The sequence below is a fragment of the Moorena sp. SIO2C4 genome, from assembly GCF_010672485.1.
In the GTDB taxonomy this organism is placed as follows: Bacteria; Cyanobacteriota; Cyanobacteriia; order Cyanobacteriales; family Coleofasciculaceae; genus Moorena; species Moorena producens.
In genome coordinates, this window is sequence record NZ_JAAHGN010000395.1 from 1 (window position 1) to 6,364 (window position 6,364).

The following is a 6,364-nucleotide window of genomic DNA, read 5'->3' on the forward strand; positions in this document are numbered from 1 at the left end:
TTCGACGACTGTAAGCGCACCGAGGGAGTCGGGAGTCGGGAAGATTTTAAATCGGGAACATTTTAAAACAGATTATGATATAATAACCCGATAATTCATCATATCCCTATCTCCCCATCTCCCCATCTCCCCGCGCCCCCGCCCCACACTACCCACACTACCCACACTACCCACACTTCCTACACTCCCCATCTCCCCAAGTTTTTCTCTGGGGATGATGGTTTTTTGGCTTAATGTGGGTAGGTTAAATCTATGAGTTTTTGGTAAAGGGCAATAGTCTGCCTGTAAGCTATCAGCTATCAGCGTGTCGCGTATCAGCTATCAGCGTGTCGCGTATCAGCTATTTGCCTTAGGCCACGCTACTTGAGGTGCTTTTGAATAAAATAAGCTGACGGCTGACGGCTGACGGCTGAATGCTTACGTATGCATTGAGAGGAGGTAGGTGAGTAGGGTGGGCAAAGTAAGATAACCTAGAATACTCAAAACCTCCAAAGGGTTTTTGCCCACCCTACAAGCTGATGATCAGAAATTCTGGCCACAGTTATCCACCATAAGAGGAGGCAAAGTAAGATAACCTAGAATACTCAAAACCTCCAAAGGGTTTTTGCCCACCCTACAAGCTGATGATCAGAAATTCTGGCCACAGTTATCCACCATAAGAGGAGGCAAAGTAAGATAACCTAGAATACTCAAAACCTCCAAAGGGTTTTTGCCCACCCTACAAGCTGATGATCAGAAATTCTGGCCACAGTTATCCACCATAAGAGGAGGTAGGAAAATCCTAGGTTAGGTAAACTGTTAACAAATCGTTGTATTTTTCGTAAATCTCGATAGTATAATGAAATATTTATTATTCTCTATTCGTAGGTAGAGGTAACGCTATGGGGTTGACCGTTGATGGGTAACCCTTGGCTTCGTTGAAGCATATTGAACAATTTGGCTCAGGACTTAGGGATTGCCCCCTAAATCCCCCAATAATGGGGGACTTTAAGTACATTACCCCCCAAAATTGGGGGGTTAGGGGGGCAAAAGGAACTAAACTTCGTAAGTCCTATTAATATCATCTAGGGTGCTTGAACTAGTTCGTCTTCAGGAATCTACTCAGAAAATGTGACAGGAAAATCCCTATGTCAACCAGGAAGTCAACCAGGAAGAAATTAGCGAATGCGATCGCAAAACTACTCAAACAGGTAGTAAAACTGTCTCAAGCCATCACCAAACCCTTGATGCGTTGGCTATTGCGTAGCTTATTTATTTTACACCGTCGGTCGCGGGTGGCAACAGCAGGCTTTGTGTTGCCTACCGCGATTATGGTGACCTTGGTGGTAACCTTGCTGGTAACTGCCATTGTGTTGCGCTCCTTTGACCGGGTCAAAAATGCCAGTAATTATCGCGTCAATCAAGCGGTGTTCAATGCCGCCGCTCCTGCCATTGAGCGGGCTCAAGCCAAATTGGAAGCCTTGTTTGCTGACCCCACCCTGCCCCGCTCCACCCCATCAGAGGAAGCGTTGGAAAATGCCTTCAAGAATACCAAATACAACTTTGGTGATGAAACCCGTTTGACCCTCGAAGACGAAGTCACTCAAGACACCATAGACACTGCCTGGAGGTTTCCGGTTGATACGGATAACAATGGCCTATTCGATAGCTACACCCTCTACGGAATTTATTTCAAAAGTCCACAGCCAAATCAAAATCAAAATCAAAATCCATTAAGAAACCCAGACTCCAGAACCTCTGTACAAGCGAGAACGCCACCGATGGGGGAGTCCAACGACAGCGATCGGTGTCCCCTAGCCGGTGACACTAGCGCTAGCCTAGTGGATAATTCCGGGTGGTTTAAGTCTGGGTCGAAATTAAAGAAAAGTATATTTGTTTACACCGCAACGGTGCCGATTGTGGCTGGGGATAACAACATAGATGGTCAAACCTATGAGGCTTACAAGGGTGAGGCGGGATTCTCAGCTCTAGAGTATCAGCAAGACCGAGCCAGAATTCCCCTAGCCAACAATGCCATTGTCTACGAGGATGATTTACAAATTACTCCAGGGGATGGCATCCAGATTAATGGCCGGATTTTTACCAACGGGAATTTTCTAACCGGTAATCGTCGGGGAAATAATGAGTATTTTCAAGTCAGTAGCCCAAAATCTTGTTACTACAAGGAGGAAAACAGCAAGATTATTGTCGGCGGCAATATGGCCTTTGGTCGTGTTGATCAGAAAGAACATAATAACAAAGGAGGAAAAATACATCTGTTCAATGGGAACGGAGCACCGAACACAAATGTTAACTTAGGCCAAAATGATAAATCCGTTGACGAAACACCCGATAAGATTGGGGATAACAGCCAAGCCTACACGGCACGAATTAATGATCTGGTAAAGAAACAGTTTGATAGAGGTGGGGGTACTGATCCAAGGGAAGTTGAAGAAAGGTACGAAGACTTTGACGGTGAGGAGCTTGACAGACAACGGCTCAAAGCTCTAAGGATATACTTCAAAGACCGCACCCGTCGTGTTCCCTATGCTGAAATTAAGGAGGGTGGAGACCCTGGAAATGCCAATCTCCAAGGTACTGGTAACGAGCTTCGTCCCGAGGATAAATGGATATTTCCCTATAAACCAGGTACTACAAACAGTAACAATAAGCTAAAGCTGAATATCACTGGAAATAAGCTCAGTCCCGCCGCAACGGAACCAAGCCTACAAGAGGATCAAGGTAAGGAACGAAAAATTGGCGATCGCGTTTTGATCGGTCATGGCTTACCGGCTCGATGGTGGGATAACGATGCAAAGCAATTCCAAGGTGCCAGAGCTAAACAAGACATAGATAAGAAGGTGGAGTGGGATAACTTTGAGGATGAGGACAAGAAGGTGCGCTTCCGCACTACCCAAGTTACTCCCTTGTCTGAGTTAGGGGATACTGACCGCAATGGTTTCTGGGAACGAAAAGCTGCACAGCAACCTAGTCAGCCCCTGGAAGGGATTGGGGGATTGCGGGTAGTTACCGGTGCTGGGATTTATGTGGATGATGATGAGTCTGATCTGTTGCCGAGAATCAAAGGACAACCTGATTTCCCTCGCGATAACCGCAATACTCTTAATAATCCTGATTTGGAGTCTTATTTGCCCCCTCCGGCTTGGGATATTAGGTTTGTCGATCCCGGAAGTCGGCGTATTGATGACAGAATACAGGTAAATGACATAACAGCCCAATTGAGAGGATTCCCCATAGTCGTCTGGCCAGATACCATGCCCATGCATGGTGGTGTAGATGGTGATTTAACTGGTAATAATAATGGTATGGCTCCTAATGGTGATGACATTACTGATTTTTACCAGAAAAGTGACCTATTAATGAGGGCAAGCGCCGTTTATCACTACACCCAAAACCCAGGAAAGAACCCAGAAGAAGAAAATGGTAATTTTGACCAAGAACCGATTGCCTGTGTCAGTAGCTACTATGACCCCACAGATGAAGCATCGGCTTACAATGCATTTGCATCTGGGGATCAGGATTGGGACAATGAGCGATTTGATCCTGGCAATCCTAACCAAGGAAGGTCTAACAATGGCATCGTTTACCCCTTTCCTGGTAGAAATGCTGGCGACTCAAGACTGAGACGACAATCCCAATTAGTATTTCCCAATGGGCGTCTTGTCAACGAACCCTTGAACACAGCTTTATTCAAACCAGCAGGTGAGCGCACCCTAGCTGATAATTCAGCTATTGATACCGCAAGTTGCGCCTTAGCAATTTTAGACGGCAGTGCTACTCCTATGGGTAGTCCACCGATACCTCATGGGGCAATCTACGAACAGTCCTTTTTGAATGCCAGACAAGTCCAGGATATTAATCAGGCTCCTAACCAGTCCAATAACTATAACTTATCTGAGCATACCTATGACCTAGGGATAGAAGACCGTCAGCCTCTGGAAATCAGGACTACGGTGTTGGATCTCAATCTGCTCAGAACAACAGAAATTGGGACATCACCCAAAGGTCCCAGCCCAGAATTTCTGTTACCCGATAGCGGAGTTATCTACGCCACCCGTGATGATGCTTTACCAGACCTCAGTCAGAATGATCCTAACGCTACCCCTCAAGAAAATCTCAGCTCCAGTAGCGTAGACTTTACCGTTGACCCCACCCGCCGTCCCAATGGGATTATGTTACGCAATGGGACAGTCCTAGCCCGTAAAGACGAAAGTAACTCATTTAAATTGACCGATCCGCCAGGAGCAGAGAAGGGCTTAATTTTAGCCACCAATTTGCCAGTGTATATCAAAGCTGATCCCAACGTTATCGCTGGGTCTAAGATACAATCCGGCTTTAATTTGCACCAAACCCCTGGGGGAAAGTTGGTGGAAGAGTTCAAGGATCGACTACTGCAAAATGATGAATGGGATGATGGCGAAAATGGTAATTTCTACGGTCGTGACACTCTCGAGGAAAACTTTGCTTGTCGCAAAGAGGATGATAGATTGCCGAATTGTAATTCAGGGGATTTGTGGCGACCAGCAGTAGTGATTGCTGATAGCGTTACCCTACTGTCTAATAATTTTGAGTTTGGTTACCGCTCCGATGGCGACTATGACCTGAGGGGGATACCAATGGGTAGTAACTTAGACCCGGATGATGACTTAATAGACCCTGTAAATGAGGCTAACTTTAATAATGCTGACCTGAATGGCAACGGTGTTCGAGGTGACACTCAGGTTCTAGAGTCTCAAATTGTCATAGGTTATGACGTGAATGGGGATGGTGACTTAACAGATACTTTCAATGAGCCGGATATTAACTTTAACCCTGATACTAATCAAGGGTTTGACCTAAATGGTGATGGTGATACAACTGACATTAGCGTTCCGGAGTCTGAGATACATGTTGCTGTAGGACTAAAACTAAATGGCATATTTGACAATAATTTTGTCACTAGTGCCAACTGGTGGGATGTGGACGGCACTCCTGGTATTGATACTCCAGATGCCAATGGCAACCCTCAACCTAGTACTTTACAAAATCCGAACGGTAGAACTGTAAACAGTTCCTACCTAAGCAATTTTGTAACTCCAATTCAGCGACGGGTGGAATTTCCAGAGTATGTGATGGAAATCTGTCGGAAAGTACCGGTTTCAGCTTGTAGACCTGAGGACTGGGTGGTTAGTGCACAAGGCGTTAATCCACCGCAAAGGGCTAGTGACCTTGTGGGAAATAATGTCAATCTACTTTTCTCCGGCACAACCGCAAAACCTGCCATAGAACCCAAAGATCGACGCTATCCCCGTCGCATTGCTTTCAAACGGGATACTGGCAATAAATTGGAGCTAGATAGTGATAATCTTCCGACTCCTCTGGGAATCAACGGAACGGATGGAACAGTAGATAATTCAGGGACCGTCGCAGAATACCCATACAATACTTTCAACCCTACCAACAGACCTCGATTACAACCACATGCTCTGTGGTATAGAACAACTAGAGATCCTTTGGATTTTACCAATACCGCTCTAAGCTTCGGTACCGACAGACCACTATTTTTCCCAAGGCCATTAAACCCAACAACAGAGCAACCGATGTTGGTACCAGTCCTACAAGTTCATTCCCTGACTGCTGAACCCGGACGAAGGAATAACGGACTCCCGATAAGAGAAGGGGAATGTGTGGAAATCCAAGAGGGCTGGACACAGCGAGCCAATCCCAATCAGAACCCGGACGGAGAAACCTTCAATTTAGTGATTGCTTCCGGGGATAGTCCCCCAAGCCCAACGGAAAATAATGGTGGTGTAGCTAACTTCGTCCGTTACCTAGAAAACTGGCGGCAACCGGGAGGAAGCTGCAGGGAAACAGACGGTATTCCCGCTCGGATCAGTGGCTCTCTGATCCAGTTCAAGCGTTCTGCCTATGATACAGCCCCATTCTGGCATGGTTCCCAGAATGCCCCGAATGAAATAGTTCCCAGTCGATTTGGATACCAGATAGATGATGATGATCGAGGGAATGGGTCTTTCATGCCCTATGCCGCTGCTAGTGGCCGACTTCCCTATTACATGGCACCCAAACGTCGATATGGTTTCGATGTGGCTCTGTTGACTCAGTTACCAGACCTTTTCTCTGGCCTGTTTACCACTCCCTCAGCGGGAGACCCTGATGAGTTTTTCCGGGAAGTTTCCCGAGATGACAGCTGGGTGGAAACTTTACTGTGTGCTAAAGACGATAAAGGAAATCTAGCGGTTAACGGGCGCTATTGCCGGAAATAAAAGGAAAAACATCACCGTCACACAGATCAAACCAAGGCTTTTGTTTTTGTTTTGTTTACAATGGTGTCAACAGCAGCCTCAGATTATGGCATTGATCGCAA

At 46.2% G+C, this 6,364-nt stretch carries 1 protein-coding gene; it reads left to right on the forward strand.

Annotated features, from left to right (window positions below; all coding sequences use genetic code 11):
* The first annotated feature begins 1,127 nt into the window (after positions 1-1,127).
* Positions 1,128-6,263, forward strand: a complete 5,136-nt coding sequence (gene hpsA, locus F6K20_RS19960) for a hormogonium polysaccharide biosynthesis protein HpsA (protein WP_008183237.1) — start codon at positions 1,128-1,130, stop codon at positions 6,261-6,263.
* Positions 6,264-6,364: the final 101 nt, after the last annotated feature.